Genomic DNA, 13680 nt, shown 5'->3' with positions numbered 1-13680 from the left:
TCGAGCTTTTGACCGACAGGATGCGCCTCAACATGACCTTGGACGTACGCCGCGCCAGCCCTGCTGACGCGGTTGCCCTCCCCGGGATAGAGCGTTCGGCCGCGCAATTGTTTCGTCTTGAACCGCCGTTGGCGTGGCTGGCTAATGCCGAGGTGCCCGATGCTGGCCAACATCTGCAGGCCATCGAACAGGCGTACGTGTGGGTTGCTGAAAATAGCGATGGGCAACTGACTGGATTTGTTCGTGCTGTAGACATTGATCAGCACATGCACATTGAGGAGCTATCCGTCAGTCAGGCTTTTCAAGGACAAGGCAGGGGTCGCGCACTGGTTGCGGCAGTCATTGAACAAGCGCGCGTGATGCAGTTGAACTCAGTGACGCTGACCACCTTCCGCGATCTGCCGTGGAATGCACCGTTTTATCAACGGATGGGATTTGTCGAGTTGACGCATGCACACACCGACCGCCATTTGCGCGATGCGCTGCAAGCCGAAGTTCTATTCGGCTTTCCCGCAGAGCGCCGCTGCGCGATGCGCCTGCCCCTTTCCTGAAGACCACACAAATCCCCTGTAGGCCTTCGCCTGCTCGCGATTGAGTTGGGTCAGAGAAATCAATGTTGCCTGACACTCCGCTATCGCGAGCAGGCTCACTCCTACAAAGGAAATGCGTTATGGCAGCTTGACCGGTGATAATTGCCCGGTGAGGATGACGCACGCCCGCCAGGCATTTGAAATAAGGACATTGACCCTTCGTGGCTACCTACTCGCGCCTCATCCGCCGGTTGATGATCAGTTCGCTGACCGTCGTCATCAGCCGCGCGCTGATCAGCCCGCTACTGACGCTGTTCCTCAGCAACAAGCTCGACCTCAACCCGCAAGACGTCGGCCTGCTGCTGGGGATCGCGGTGTTCAGCGCCACGTTGTTGTCGCTCTATGGCGGCTACATCATTGATCGGCTGGACAAGCGCCAGTTGCTGATCCTGACCATGCTTTCCAGCGGTATCGGTCTGATCCTGCTGACCTTCGCGCAGAATCTGTACCTGGTCACCCTGGTGCTGATCATCAGCGAAACGGCGTCGGCGCTGTTCCTGATCTGCTCCAAAGCCATCCTCAGTGAAAACCTGCCAGTGGGCCAGCGAGTCAAGGCGTTTTCCCTGAACTACACGCTGACCAACATCGGTTACGCCGTCGGCCCGATGATCGGCGTGGTGATTGCCGGCGTTCAGCCGTCAGCGCCGTTTATCGTCGCGGGCGCGATTGCCATCGGGAGCATCTTTCTGCTGCTCGGTGCCACGCGTGAAGTGAATCCGGTCTCGGCAATCGCTGCGCCACCCAGCTTTCTGAAAACCCTGATCATCCTGAAGAACGACCGCACGATGATCCTGTTTACCTTGGGCTGCCTGCTCAGCACGCTGGTGCACGGGCGTTTCACCCTGTACCTGTCGCAATACCTGCTGGTCACCCACACCCAGCAACAGACGCTGGATACCATGGCCGCCCTCCTTGCCTGCAACGCGATCACAGTGATTGTGTTGCAGTACCAGATCGGCCGATTACTCACCCGCGAGCATCTGCGCCACTGGATTGCCGGCGGCACCGCGTTGTTCATCGTCGGGCTGATCGGCTTCAGTCTGGCTGACAGCCTGGTCGGCTGGTGCGTGGCGATGTTCATCTTCACCTTGGGCGAGATGATCATTTACCCGGCCGACTTTCTGTTTGTCGACACCCTCGCCCCGGAAGAATTGCGCGGTAGCTATTACGGCGCGCAGAACCTGGCCGCGCTTGGTGGTGCGTTCAGTCCGGTCATGTGCGGGTTTCTGCTGATGCACACGCCGGCACCGAGCATGTTCTATGCCTTGAGCGCACTGGCGGCTGTGGGCGGCTATTTGTGTTTCGTCAGTGGCCGTCGCGCCGCTTCAATTCAAAATTAATGCACTAAATCTGCATTAATATGAATTTGTCAGCATCGAGTTTGCCCGGCACACTGTGCGCGTTCCTCCCCCAATGTTGGAACACTTCGAGGGCTTTCCGGATATGCCGGACAAGTCCTTTTTTTGCCTCGAATTTGCTGCAAGGATCGGATTCACATGCTCGCTCGCTGGTTGCCCGCCGCCATCAACACCCGTCCCACCGAATGGAGCCGCGCCGCCATCGGCATGGCGTTGGGCACGTTGTTCAGTGTGTGGTTGTGCGCGCAGGTATTCGGCCATGAGGTCGCCTATCACCTGATCGGCCCGCTGGGCGCATCGGCGGTGTTGCTGTTCGCCGTGTCCTCCGGCGCCCTCGCCCAGCCGTGGTCGATTGTCGGTGGCTATTTATGTGCTGGCGTGGTCGCGTTGCTGGTGGCGCATGTGCTTGGCCGAACCCTTGGCAGCGCCTGTCTGGCGGCGGGTGTGGCGCTGATCCTGATGTGCTGGCTGCGTTGCCTGCATCCGCCCGCTGGCGCGTTGGCCCTGACGCTGGTGCTGGCGGATCCGGCGACCATCGCCATGGACTGGAAAGCCATGGAACCGGTGATGCTCGGCGCGGTGTGCATGCTGCTCAGCGCGCTTGCCTACAACAACCTGACACGGATCCGTTACCCGAAACGCCCGGCAGAACCGGCTCCGGTGCATGGGCCGGTCGACAGTCAGGCGATCACCGCCGAAGACCTGAAACTTGCCTTGGCCGAGATGGAAGCGTTTATCGACGTCACCCCCGAAGACCTCGAGCAGCTGATCCACGCCAGCGAACTGCACGCCAAACGGCGCAGCATTACCGAAACATTCCGCTGACCCCGGGTAGGCGCTGCCGCAGGCTGCTCCTACGCAGGAACGCGGCGATTCGGGTGATGTAAAAACGCAAACTCCCCCTGCGAATATCCCGGTTGTACAGGGCAAATTTGCACTGTTACGATCGGCTAACGCTCGCGCGCGAGCTTCTCGAATAAAGACAATAAAAGCAGGGAGTTACTGATGACAGCTCAGGCTTCATCCCCGCGGACCCCGTCCATGGATGCCACGCAAAACGAAGTGCTGGCCGAGGTTCGCAATCATATCGGTCACCTGACCCTGAACCGCCCCGCCGGTCTCAATGCCATTACCCTCGACATGGTGCGCTTGCTGCAACAGCAGCTCGACGCCTGGGCGACTGACGCCGATGTTCACGCCGTGGTCCTGCGCGGTGCCGGTGAAAAAGCCTTCTGTGCCGGTGGCGACATTCGGTCCCTGTACGACAGTTTCAAAAGCGGCGACACGCTGCACGAAGATTTCTTCGTCGAGGAATACGCCCTCGACCTGACGATTCATCACTACCGCAAACCGGTATTGGCGCTGATGGACGGTTTCGTCCTCGGCGGCGGCATGGGCCTGGTGCAAGGCGCCGATCTGCGTGTGGTCACCGAGAAGAGTCGTCTGGCCATGCCAGAAGTGGCCATCGGTTATTTCCCCGATGTCGGTGGCAGTTATTTCCTGCCGCGCATTCCCGGTGAGCTGGGCATCTATCTGGGGGTCAGCGGCGTGCAGATCCGTGCCGCCGACGCGCTGTATTGCGGCTTGGCCGACTGGTATCTGGACAGCAGTAAACTGGCGCTGCTCGACGAAAGACTCGATCAGATGGAATGGCAGGACACACCGCTCAAGGCCCTGCAAAACCTGCTGGCCAAACACGCAGTGCAAACCTTGCCCGATGCGCCACTTGAGGCTTTGCGCCCGGCCATCGACCATTTCTTCGCCCTGCCGGACGTACCGAGCATGGTCGAGCAGTTACGCGCAGTGACGGTTGCCAACAGCCACGAATGGGCGACCACAACGGCTGACCTGCTGGAAACCCGCTCGCCGTTGGCCATGGCGGTGACCCTGGAGATGCTGCGTCGCGGCCGCCACTTGAGCCTGGAACAGTGCTTCGCGCTGGAACTGCATCTGGATCGCCAGTGGTTCGCCCGTGGCGACCTGATCGAAGGCGTCCGCGCCCTGCTGATCGATAAAGACAAGACACCTCGCTGGAACCCGCCGACCCTCGCTACGCTGGACGCAGAGCATGTCGCGAGTTTCTTCCACGGGTTTGCTGAGAGCGGGAGCTGAGCCATGCACGATCTCGAACTGACTGAAGAACAAGTAATGATCCGCGACATGGCCCGGGACTTTGCCCGTGGCGAAATCGCGCCCCATGCGCAGGCGTGGGAAAAGGCTGGCTGGATCGATGACGCGCTCGTCGCGAAGATGGGTGAGCTCGGTTTGCTCGGCATGGTGGTGCCCGAAGAATGGGGTGGCACCTACGTCGATTACGTCGCCTATGCCTTGGCCGTGGAAGAGATCTCTGCCGGTGATGGCGCAACCGGCGCCTTCATGAGTATCCATAACTCGGTGGGCTGCGGTCCGGTGCTCAATTACGGCAGCGAAGCGCAAAAACAGACCTGGCTGGCGGATCTGGCCAGTGGGCAAACCATCGGCTGCTTCTGCCTGACCGAACCGCAGGCCGGTTCCGAGGCGCACAACCTGCGCACCCGCGCCGAACTACGCGACGGCCAGTGGGTGATCAACGGCGCCAAGCAATTTGTCAGTAACGGCAAACGGGCGAAACTGGCGATCGTCTTTGCCGTGACCGATCCGGATCTGGGCAAGAAAGGTATTTCGGCGTTTCTGGTGCCGACCGATACAGCGGGGTTTATCGTTGATCGCACCGAGCACAAAATGGGCATTCGCGCCTCCGACACCTGCGCGGTGACGTTGAACAACTGCAGCATTCCCGAGGCCAATCTGCTCGGTGAACGCGGTAAAGGTCTGGCGATCGCCCTGTCCAACCTTGAAGGTGGTCGCATCGGCATCGCTGCGCAAGCATTGGGCATCGCCCGTGCTGCGTTTGAAGCGGCGCTGGTGTATTCGCGCGATCGCATCCAGTTCGGCAAACCGATCAACGAGCACCAGAGCATCGCCAATCTGTTGGCCGACATGCACATGCAAATCAACGCGGCACGCCTGATGATCCTGCATGCGGCGCGACTGCGCACGGCGGGCAAACCGTGTTTGTCGGAGGCGTCACAGGCCAAACTGTTTGCGTCGGAAATGGCCGAGAAGGTCTGTTCGTCAGCGATTCAGATTCATGGCGGGTATGGGTATCTGGAGGATTATCCGGTCGAGAAGTATTACCGCGATGCGCGGATTACCCAGATCTATGAAGGGTCGAGCGAGATTCAGCGGATGGTGATTGCGCGGGAGTTGAAGAACTATCAGTTGTAACGGTGTTGGCCCCTTCCCTCACCCCAGCCCTCTCCCGGAGGGAGAGGGAGCCGACCGAGGTGTCTGGCGTCATACATCGACCTGAAAGACCGAGTCGATTATGGATTCAATAAAGCACTTCCAGGTCGGCGTAAATCTGAAATATCCCCCAATCAGTCCCCTCTCCCAGCGGCAGAGGGAGCCGACCGAGGTGTCTGGCGTTATACGTCGACCTGAAAGACCGGGTCGATTACGGATTCAATAAAGCACTTTCAGGTCGGCGTACCTCCCAAGCATCCCCCAATCAGTCCCCTCTCCCTCCGGGAGAGGGTTAGGGTGAGGGGACGCGTTACTTGCCTTTGAACTCAGCCTCACGCTTGGCAATAAACGCCGCCATCCCTTCCTTCTGATCCTGCGTCGCGAACGCCGCATGGAACACCCGGCGCTCAAAGCGCACGCCCTCAGTCAGATTGACCTCAAAGGCTCGGTTGACACTTTCCTTGACCATCATCGCAATCGGCAACGACTTGCTGGCAATCACCGCAGCAACCTTCAACGCTTCATCCAACAACTCATCGCTCGGCACAATCCGCGCAACGATGCCGCAACGCTCGGCCTCCACCGCATCGATCATGCGCCCGCTCAGGCACATTTCCATGGCTTTCGCCTTGCCGACGGCGCGGGTCAGGCGCTGGGTGCCGCCCATGCCCGGCAGTACGCCGAGGTTGATTTCCGGTTGACCGAATCTGGCGTTGTCACCGGCCAGAATGAAGTCGCACATCAACGCCAGTTCACAACCACCGCCAAGGGCGAAGCCGTTGACGGCGGCAATGATCGGCTTGCGCCGGTTGGCCACGCGATCGCTGTCGCTGAACAGATCGTCCATGTAGATCTGCGGGTAGGTCAGCTCGGCCATTTCCTTGATGTCGGCACCGGCGGCAAAGGCCTTTTTCGAGCCAGTGAGGACGATGCAGCCAATGTTCGAATCGGCTTCCAGCGCATCCAAGGCCTGGTTCACTTCGCTGACCAGTTGCGCGTTCAGCGCATTCAGCGCCTGCGGACGGTTGAGGGTGATCAGGCCAACGCGGCCATGGGTTTCCAGCAGAATGGTTTCGTACGTCATGAATCAAAATTCCTTCTTAAAGATTGCGCGAAATAACCATGCGCTGAATATCGCTGGTGCCTTCGTAGATCTGGCACACGCGCACGTCGCGGTAGATGCGCTCCAGCGGGAAGTCGTTGAGGTAACCGTAACCGCCGAGGGTTTGCAACGCCATCGAGCAGACCTTCTCGGCCATCTCCGAGGCGAACAGTTTGGCCATCGACGCCTCGACCAGTGCCGGTTGCCCACCGTCACGCAGGGCCGCCGCGTAATGCACCATTTGCCGAGCGACGGCAATCTGCGTGGCCATGTCGGCGAGGCGAAAAGCTACGGCCTGATGTTCGATGATCGGCTTGCCGAAGGTGTCGCGTTCACGGGCGTAATCACGCGCCGCTTCAAACGCCGCGCGGGCCATGCCCACCGCTTGCGAAGCGATGCCGACGCGACCGCCTTCAAGGTTGGCCAGAGCAATCTTGTAGCCCTCGCCCTCTTCACCCAGGCGGTTGGCCACCGGCACTTTCACATCTTCAAAGAGGATCTGGCAGGTGTCGGAGGCGTGTTGGCCGAGCTTGTCTTCGACGCGAGCGACTTTGTAGCCCGGTGAATCAGTCGGCACGATAAACGCGCTGATGCCGCGCTTGCCGGCGCTCGGATCAGTGACCGCAAACACAATCACGATCCCGGCGTTTTGCCCGGAGGTGATGAACTGTTTGCAACCGTTCAGCACGTAGTGATCGCCGTCCAGCCGTGCACGGGTTTTCAGGCTGCTGGCGTCGGAACCGGCCTGTGGTTCGGTCAATGCAAAGGCACCGAGCATGGCGCCGCTGGCCAACGGTTTGAGGAAGCGTTCACGCTGATCGTCATTGCCGAACTTGAGGATCGGCACGCAGCCGACCGAGTTGTGCACGCTCATGATCGTCGAACAGGCGCCGTCGCCGGCGGCGATTTCTTCCAGAGCCATGGCGTAAGCCAGGTAACCGGTGTCGCAACCGCCCCACTGCTCCGGCACGAGCATGCCGAAGAAGCCCAGTTCGGCCATTTCAGCGATGGCTCCCTTGGGGAAACGGTGCTCGCGATCCCACTCGGCGGCGAACGGCTTCAAGCGTTCCTCGGCAAATTGCCGGGCCATATCACGGATCTGGGTTTGGTCTTCGTTGGGAATCATGGTGAATCCTTAAATGTAAGTCGCACCGCTTTCCCTGTAGGAGTGAGCCTGCTCGCGATAGCGGTGGGTCATATAAATCAGTGGTGACTGACACGACGTCATCGCGAGCAGGCTCACTCCTACAAGGGGATTGGTGTTGGGCTCAGTAGAGGCATTCCACAGCCATGGCCGTGGCTTCGCCGCCGCCGATGCAGATCGCCGCAATACCGCGATTCTGCTTTCTCTGGCGCAGGGCCGACAGTAGCGTCACCAGAATCCGCGCACCCGAAGCACCGATCGGATGGCCCAGCGCACAGGCACCACCATGCACATTGAGCTTGTCATGGGGGATTTCCAGGTGCGTCATCGCCGCCATGCCAACCACGGCAAACGCTTCGTTGACCTCGAACAGATCGACATCACCCAGCGACCAACCGGTTTTCTTGATCAGCTTCTTGATCGCGCCAATCGGCGCCACCGGGAACAGCCCCGGGGTATCGGCGAACGCAGCGTGGCCATGGATCACCGCCAACGGTTTCAAGCCGAGTTTCTGCGCCTGCGACTGGCGCATCAGCACCAGTGCCGCCGCGCCGTCAGAGATCGAGCTGGAGTTCGCCGCCGTCACCGTGCCGCCTTCGCGGAACGCCGGTTTCAACGAGGCAATCTTGTCCAGTTTGGCTTTCGGTGGCTGCTCGTCGTGGCTGATCAGCACCTGCTCTTTGCCGACGGTCACGGTCAGCGGAACGATTTCATCCTTGAACCTGCCGTCCTTGATCGCCTGCTGCGCGCGGGTGGTCGAGGCGATGGCAAACGCGTCCTGCGCTTCGCGGCTGAAGTGGTTGGTCTCGGCGCAGTCTTCGGCGAAGGTGCCCATCAAGCGGCCCTTGTCGTAGGCGTCTTCGAGGCCGTCGAGGAACATCGAGTCGAGCACGCGGCCATGACCCATGCGATAACCGGCGCGGGCACGATCCAGCAGATACGGCGAGTTGGACATGCTTTCCATGCCACCGGCGATCACCACATCAGCACTGCCAGCCACCAGCATGTCGTGAGCGAGAATGGTGGTTTCCATGCCCGAGCCGCACATCTTGTTGACCGTGGTGCAGCGGGTCGATTTATCCAGCCCGGCGCCCAATGCAGCCTGACGCGCAGGCGCCTGGCCGAGGCCCGCAGGCAGCACGCAACCGAATAGCACTTCATCGACCGCGTCGCTGGCAACACCGGCACGTTCAACCGCAGCCTTGATCGCAGCAGCACCGAGTTGCGGCGCGGTGAGGCTTTTCAGTTCGCCCTGAAAGCCGCCCATCGGCGTGCGCACGGCGCTGACGATGACAATCGGATCGTTGGAAATAGTCATGACAAATCCTCCTTACTTGGCGGCCATGCGCAAGGCACCGTCGAGACGGATCACCTCGCCGTTGAGCATGCTGTTTTCGATGATATGCCGAACCAGCGCGGCGTACTCGGCAGGCTTGCCCAGACGCGGCGGGAACGGTACGCCGGCGGCCAGCGAATCGCGGACTTCCGGGGTCATGCCGGCCATCATCGGCGTTTCGAAAATGCCCGGGGCGATGGTCATCACGCGGATGCCGAAGCGCGCCAGCTCACGGGCGGCCGGCAGGGTCAGGCTGGCGATCGCGCCTTTCGAAGCGGAATACGCCGCTTGGCCGATCTGGCCGTCGAACGCTGCGACCGAGGCGGTGTTGATGATCACGCCGCGTTCGCCGTCGGCATTGGCCTCGGCTTCGGCGATGGCCGCAGCGGCCAGGCGCAACATATTGAAGCTGCCGATCAGGTTGACGTTGATCACTTGGGCGAAACTGCTCAGTGCATGCGGGCCGTTCTTGCCGAGGATCTTCTCGCCACGGACGATACCGGCGCAGTTGACCAGACCGTTGAGGCTGCCAAAGGCTTTAACGGTGGCCTGCACGGCAGCTTCAGCGGCGGCTTCGTTGCTGATATCGGCAACGACGCTTTGCGCGCCCAAACGCTGCGCCTGTGCGGCGACAGCTTCGGCATTCATGTCCACCAGCATCACTTTGGCGCCGGCACTGATCAGCAATTCAGCGGTGGCGGCACCCAGGCCGGACGCGCCGCCGGTGACGATAAAAACCTTGTTTTCGATCTGCATGACTGGACTTCCTGATTCAAGCTGAAACGTTATGCGCCGCGGCCTCTTGAGCCTTGGCGATTTCCTGGTTGCGCAAGATAAAGCGCTGCAATTTGCCACTTGGGGTCTTGGGCAATTCGCTGACAAATTCGATTTCACGCGGGTATGAGTGCGCGGCCAGACGTTTGCGTACGTGTTGGCGCAATTCTTCGGCCAGCTCCGGCGCGGCGCGGTATTGCGCACTCAGCACGACGAAGGCTTTGACCAGTTCGGTGCGCTCCGGGTCCGGCTTGCCGACGACGGCCGCTTCGACCACTGCCGGGTGCTCAATCAGCGCACTTTCGACATCGAACGGGCCTACGCGGTAGCCCGATGTGGTGATCACGTCATCGCTGCGGCCGACAAAACTGATGCTGCCGTCCGGGTTCCATTCCACGGTGTCACCGCTCAGGTAGTAATCGCCGACGAAAGCCTTGGTCGGCGCGCCTTCGTAACCGCCGAACCAGCACATCGGCGATTGCGGACGGTCGATGGCGAGAATGCCCGGCTGGCCGACACCAAGTTCGTTGTACTGATCGTCGAGCACCACAATGCGATGACCCGGTGAGGCGAAACCGGCGGCACCAACGTGCACCGCGTGATCAAGGCCGTGGTGGTTGCACAGGACCATGCCCAGTTCGGTCTGGCCGTAATGGTCGTGGATGACCACGCCGAGGTTGTCGGCGAACCAGCGGATGACTTCCGGGTTCAGCGGCTCACCGGCGCTGCTGACGATGCGCAACTTGCCCTTGATCGACTTGGCGAATTCGTCGCCACCGGCGATCAGCAAGCGATAAGCGGTGGGCGAACCGGTGAGGTTGGTGATGCCGTACTTGTTGATCACCCGGCAAGTGCTTTCGAGGGTGAACGGCCCATCGTAGAAAGTGATCGGATGGCCCATCGACAATGGCCCGGTGACGCCGAAATAGATGCCGTAGGCCCAACCCGGATCGGCGACGTTCCAGAAGGCGTCTTCCGGGCGCAAATCGACGGCATCGCGGGTGTAACTCTGGAACGCGACGATGGCTTTGAGCGGTACCGACAGCGCTTTCGAAGGGCCGGTGGTGCCGGAGGTGAACATCAGCAGGAACGGGTCTTCGCCGGTCAACAGGACCGGTTCGCAGACATTGGCATAATTGGCCAGCTCGGCCCAGAAGCTGAAGTCGCCACGGACGATGCCCTGGCCTTTGGCGCCGCCTACGGTCACGAGGGTCGGGCAGTCAGCGACTTCGGCGAGTTTCGGCCGGTTGACCGCATCGGTGACCACGACTTTGGCGCCGGAGTTGTTCAGGCGATGTTCGAGGGCTTTGGGGCCGAAGGCGGTGAACAGCGGTTGATACACCGCGCCGATGCGCCAGGTGGCGAGCACGGTGATGAGCAATTCGATGTTGCGCGGTAGCAGGCCGGCGACCTTGTCGCCCTTCTGCACGCCCTGAGCGAGGAGGAAGTTGGCGAAACGCGCGGCTTTGTCCTGCAGGTCGCTGAAGGTGTACGTCGCACTGGCGCCGTCGCGGCCTTCCCAGAACAGCGCAATGCGCCCGGGCAAGGCATGACGGTCGCAACATTCGACGCAGGCGTTGAGCGCCGCAAGCGTACCGCTGAGCGCGGCATCCACGGTGTGCTGATAGTTGAACTGTTCAGTGGCAGACAAGTAATCGCGCATTGCCAGAATCCCTCTGTTTTTTATTAGGCTGGGAACCGTAAACAACAGGGGGATAGTCGCGCTGTGCGGGGGCTGGGGCAATGGTCAAAGCCATCAATGTGGCTGACTGGTTTGGCCAAGACCGCTACCACACTGATCGTTCCCACGCTCTGCGTGGGAATGCAGCCTCGGACGCTCTGCGTCCGCTCCAGAGCTGGAACGCGGCGCGTCCCTTGAGGCATTCCCACGCGGAGCGTGGGAACGATCAAGCGGCGGAATGTGTTGGGTCAGACAACCTCATTCAGGATCAGTTGGCGATAGTGGCCCGGATTCGACCCCGACCACTTGCGAAACGCCTTGTAGAACGAACTCGCATCGGCAAATCCCAAGCGGCTGGCAATCTCGACAAAACTGATCGAAGGCTCCGCCAGCCAGATGATCGCCAGTTCTTTGCGCACGCTGTCCTTGAGCCCTTGGTAGGTCTGCCCTTCTTCCGCCAAGCGCCGGCGCAACGTCGAAGCCGACATGCACAACTGTTGGGCCAGGGCCTCGGTTTCCGGCCACTGCTCGGCCGGCAACTCCCGCAGATCGTGCTTGATCCGACTGGCAAGGCTTTCCGGGTCGCGGTACTTGACCAGAATGTTGGCCGGGGCGTGGGCGAGAAAGCGTTTCAGTTCTTCGGCGGTGCGCTTGATCGGTAGATCGAGGCAATCGGCAGAGAAGATCATCCGCGTGCGTGGACGCTCGAAACGCAGGTTTTCCGAGAACATCACTCGATAGTCATCGGTGAACGCCGGCGCCGCACAGCGCAGTTCGATCGCCAGAATCGGAATCCGCCGCCCCGCCAGCCAGCAGGCCACACCGTGGACGATCATCCAGTAGGTGAAATAGGTGAAAGCGCGGCGTGGCTCGTGGTCATCCTCCAGCAGGACGATCTCCGCCAGACTTTGCTGATGCACCAATTGCGCTGGCATGCGCTCCAGCATCAGCGACAGAAAGCTCAGCCCCGTGTTCAAACCCGCTGCCAGCGTCGGTTGTGCCATCGCGCTGCGACAGAGGAATTCGAGGCTGCCAGACTTGAGCTTGCGCGGGTCCATGCCAAAAAACTCGTCATCCCCGCGTCGGGCCAACAAGCGCCAGAGTCTGGCGTACTGCGACGCCGGTACCCGGCCGTGCTCGTTTTGCAGCAACGCCGGAGCAATCCCGACCTTGTTCAACACCTCTTCGGTGGCTGCGCCCGGGGCACAACTTTGCAGCAGCGCTTCACGCACCAGTTGCACGGCGATGGTGTCTTTTTCCGACATGGAGCGCGGTAAACCTTGTTGTTTTTGAGTGGTGGGCATCTTACCGCAGGACACGAATTCAACACGAATCCCCTGTAGGAGTGAGCCCGCTCGCGATAGCGTCGTGTCAGTCAACATTGATTTTTCTGAGCCACCGCGTTCGCGAGCAGGCTCGCTCCCACAGGGTTTTGTGCTGGGGCAAAAAACAGGTTGTTCAGCTTGTGTTCAGGTTTATGCCAATCATTGTCATGTGAGAATGCTTGTCATTATGTTACAACTTGTAACCTCTTCGAATGACTTGTTGGACACCGAATGCTCGTTCCCTTCCTGATCATGCTGCGCGAAGGCATTGAAGCCGCGCTGATCGTTGGCATTATCGCCAGCTACCTGCAACAGACTGGCCGTGGTCAATGGATGCCTGCCGTGTGGATCGGCGTATTTCTCGCCGCCGCCCTCGCCCTGCTGGTCGGCGGTGGTCTGGAGCTGGTCAGCGCTGAATTCCCGCAAAAGCAGCAGGAGCTGTTCGAAGGCGTGGTCGGGCTGGTGGCCGTAGGCATTCTCAGCTCCATGGTGTTCTGGATGCGCAAGGTCGCGCGCTCGATCAAGCATTCGCTACAAGCCTCGCTGGATCACGCGCTGACCTCTTCGAAACATCAGGTGATTGCACTGATCGCCATGGTGTTCTTCGCGGTCGCTCGCGAAGGCCTGGAAACGGTGTTCTTCCTGCTCGCGGTATTCCAGCAAAGTGAAGGCCCCGGCGCGCCGATCGGTGCCCTGCTCGGGCTGATTCTGGCGATCATCGTCGGTTTCCTGATCTACAGCGGCAGCATGCGCCTCAATCTTTCGGCGTTCTTCAAGTGGACCGGCCTGTTCATTCTGGTGGTGGCCGCCGGGATTCTCGCCAACTCGGTGCAGGCGTTGCATGAAGCCGGGTTGTGGAATCACCTGCAAACCGTGCTGTTCGACTTCAGCGCGACGCTGCCGATGGATGGCCCGTTGGGCTCCGTGCTCGCCGGCATGTTCGGTTATCAGGATGCGCCGACCGTCAGCACCCTCGGTGCGTATCTGCTTTATCTGCTGGTGGCGCTGGTGATGTTCTTTTACCCGGCTCCCGCGCCGAAGCCCTCCGCACAATCGTCTTCCGTTTCCAGCCAATAAGGGCATTC

Annotated in this window: 12 protein-coding genes; 6 read left to right on the top strand and 6 right to left on the bottom strand. The window is 60.5% G+C overall.

Annotation, left to right across the window (positions count from 1 at the left end; translation table 11 throughout):
* Nucleotides 1–32 precede the first annotated feature (32 nt).
* The 5 genes from AB4N74_RS09270 to AB4N74_RS09250 all read left to right on the top strand — a co-directional run bounded on the left by AB4N74_RS09270 (nucleotide 33) and on the right by AB4N74_RS09250 (nucleotide 5215).
* On the top strand, nucleotides 33–551 hold the full coding sequence (locus AB4N74_RS09270; RefSeq protein ID WP_460099592.1) for a GNAT family N-acetyltransferase: 519 nt from the start codon (nucleotides 33–35) through the stop codon (nucleotides 549–551).
* A gap of 200 nt (nucleotides 552–751) precedes the next feature.
* Nucleotides 752–1930 (top strand): MFS transporter, encoded by a 1179-nt coding sequence (locus AB4N74_RS09265; protein ID WP_093432712.1) that lies wholly within the window; start codon nucleotides 752–754, stop codon nucleotides 1928–1930.
* A 156-nt stretch (nucleotides 1931–2086) separates the two neighbouring features.
* Entirely contained in the window at nucleotides 2087–2773 is a 687-nt protein-coding gene (locus AB4N74_RS09260) for an HPP family protein (RefSeq protein WP_460099589.1), read from the top strand.
* Nucleotides 2774–2953: 180 nt separating this feature from the next.
* The gene (locus AB4N74_RS09255; protein ID WP_460099586.1) at nucleotides 2954–4060 is read left to right on the top strand and encodes an enoyl-CoA hydratase/isomerase family protein; all 1107 of its coding nucleotides are present in this window, start codon (nucleotides 2954–2956) and stop codon (nucleotides 4058–4060) included.
* Between the two features lie 3 nt (nucleotides 4061–4063).
* Entirely contained in the window at nucleotides 4064–5215 is a 1152-nt protein-coding gene (locus AB4N74_RS09250; RefSeq protein WP_003224706.1) for an acyl-CoA dehydrogenase family protein, read from the top strand.
* 328 nt (nucleotides 5216–5543) lie between these two features.
* Here AB4N74_RS09250 and AB4N74_RS09245 read toward each other — a convergent pair whose 3' ends face one another.
* From AB4N74_RS09245 to AB4N74_RS09220, 6 genes are all read right to left on the bottom strand, one after another.
* Nucleotides 5544–6317 (bottom strand): enoyl-CoA hydratase, encoded by a 774-nt coding sequence (locus AB4N74_RS09245; protein WP_460090846.1) that lies wholly within the window; start codon nucleotides 6315–6317, stop codon nucleotides 5544–5546.
* A gap of 16 nt (nucleotides 6318–6333) precedes the next feature.
* Nucleotides 6334–7461, bottom strand: a complete 1128-nt coding sequence (locus tag AB4N74_RS09240) for an acyl-CoA dehydrogenase (protein ID WP_460099582.1) — start codon at nucleotides 7459–7461, stop codon at nucleotides 6334–6336.
* Between the two features lie 142 nt (nucleotides 7462–7603).
* Entirely contained in the window at nucleotides 7604–8797 is a 1194-nt protein-coding gene (locus tag AB4N74_RS09235; RefSeq protein WP_460099579.1) for an acetyl-CoA C-acyltransferase, read from the bottom strand.
* A 12-nt stretch (nucleotides 8798–8809) separates the two neighbouring features.
* A complete protein-coding gene (locus AB4N74_RS09230; protein ID WP_414925975.1) occupies nucleotides 8810–9571 on the bottom strand; it encodes an SDR family NAD(P)-dependent oxidoreductase in 762 nt (253 codons plus the stop codon).
* A 16-nt stretch (nucleotides 9572–9587) separates the two neighbouring features.
* Nucleotides 9588–11252, bottom strand: coding sequence for an AMP-binding protein (locus tag AB4N74_RS09225; RefSeq protein ID WP_460099576.1), 1665 nt, complete (start codon nucleotides 11250–11252; stop codon nucleotides 9588–9590).
* Between the two features lie 266 nt (nucleotides 11253–11518).
* Nucleotides 11519–12535, bottom strand: a complete 1017-nt coding sequence (locus tag AB4N74_RS09220; RefSeq protein WP_460099573.1) for an AraC family transcriptional regulator — start codon at nucleotides 12533–12535, stop codon at nucleotides 11519–11521.
* Nucleotides 12536–12826: 291 nt separating this feature from the next.
* On the opposite strand from AB4N74_RS09220, the gene efeU reads away from it, so the two are divergent.
* A complete protein-coding gene (efeU, locus tag AB4N74_RS09215) occupies nucleotides 12827–13672 on the top strand; it encodes an iron uptake transporter permease EfeU (RefSeq protein WP_116256202.1) in 846 nt (281 codons plus the stop codon).
* Nucleotides 13673–13680: the final 8 nt, after the last annotated feature.

Source organism: Pseudomonas sp. H3_C08 (genome assembly GCF_054669455.1).
Note: the sequence above shows the minus strand (reverse complement) of the source record. Positions and strands in the feature narration are given on the sequence as shown.

What these genes read in the sequence shown, in the direction of transcription:
- AB4N74_RS09270 (WP_460099592.1), top strand. Translation starts at nt 33, where the DNA reads ATGACCTTGGACGTACGCCGCGCCAGCCCTGCTGACGCGGTTGCCCTC.
- AB4N74_RS09260 (WP_460099589.1), top strand. Translation starts at nt 2,087, where the DNA reads ATGCTCGCTCGCTGGTTGCCCGCCGCCATCAACACCCGTCCCACCGAA.
- AB4N74_RS09255 (WP_460099586.1), top strand. Translation starts at nt 2,954, where the DNA reads ATGACAGCTCAGGCTTCATCCCCGCGGACCCCGTCCATGGATGCCACG.
- AB4N74_RS09250 (WP_003224706.1), top strand. Translation starts at nt 4,064, where the DNA reads ATGCACGATCTCGAACTGACTGAAGAACAAGTAATGATCCGCGACATG.
- AB4N74_RS09245 (WP_460090846.1), bottom strand. Translation starts at nt 6,317, where the DNA reads ATGACGTACGAAACCATTCTGCTGGAAACCCATGGCCGCGTTGGCCTG.
- AB4N74_RS09240 (WP_460099582.1), bottom strand. Translation starts at nt 7,461, where the DNA reads ATGATTCCCAACGAAGACCAAACCCAGATCCGTGATATGGCCCGGCAA.
- AB4N74_RS09235 (WP_460099579.1), bottom strand. Translation starts at nt 8,797, where the DNA reads ATGACTATTTCCAACGATCCGATTGTCATCGTCAGCGCCGTGCGCACG.
- AB4N74_RS09230 (WP_414925975.1), bottom strand. Translation starts at nt 9,571, where the DNA reads ATGCAGATCGAAAACAAGGTTTTTATCGTCACCGGCGGCGCGTCCGGC.
- AB4N74_RS09225 (WP_460099576.1), bottom strand. Translation starts at nt 11,252, where the DNA reads ATGCGCGATTACTTGTCTGCCACTGAACAGTTCAACTATCAGCACACC.
- AB4N74_RS09220 (WP_460099573.1), bottom strand. Translation starts at nt 12,535, where the DNA reads ATGTCGGAAAAAGACACCATCGCCGTGCAACTGGTGCGTGAAGCGCTG.
- efeU (WP_116256202.1), top strand. Translation starts at nt 12,827, where the DNA reads ATGCTCGTTCCCTTCCTGATCATGCTGCGCGAAGGCATTGAAGCCGCG.